The sequence below is a fragment of the Streptomyces sp. SID14478 genome, from assembly GCF_010548525.1.
GTDB lineage: Bacteria > Actinomycetota > Actinomycetes > Streptomycetales > Streptomycetaceae > Streptomyces.
The window spans coordinates 1-238 of the sequence record NZ_JAAGMG010000251.1 but is presented as its reverse complement, the minus strand read 5'-3'; the positions used below and the strand labels follow the sequence as shown (position 1 = coordinate 238).

Below are 238 nucleotides of genomic sequence, written 5' to 3'. Positions count from 1 at the left end.
GGTCACCGCGAACGCCCCGACCAGCAGCGTCGCCCCGATGGCCAGCACGGACGAGCCGAGGATCGCGTTGTCCAGGCCGTCGATGGTGCGGGCGCCCTGCCCGTAGTCGATCTCGACGCCCAGGGCCCGGCCGCCTGCCGCCGGGCCCGCCGCCCACATCGTCGGGTGCGCGTCGTGGTTGCCGACCATGGTGCCGCGCCGCCTGCTCACCGCGAGGGCGCGCAGCGAGTCGGGCAGC

The 238-nt window shown here is 76.5% G+C and carries 1 pseudogene; it reads right to left on the bottom strand.

Annotated features, from left to right (window positions below):
• Positions 1 to 238, bottom strand: a pseudogene (locus tag G3I40_RS08645) (two-component sensor histidine kinase); the annotation flags it as partial.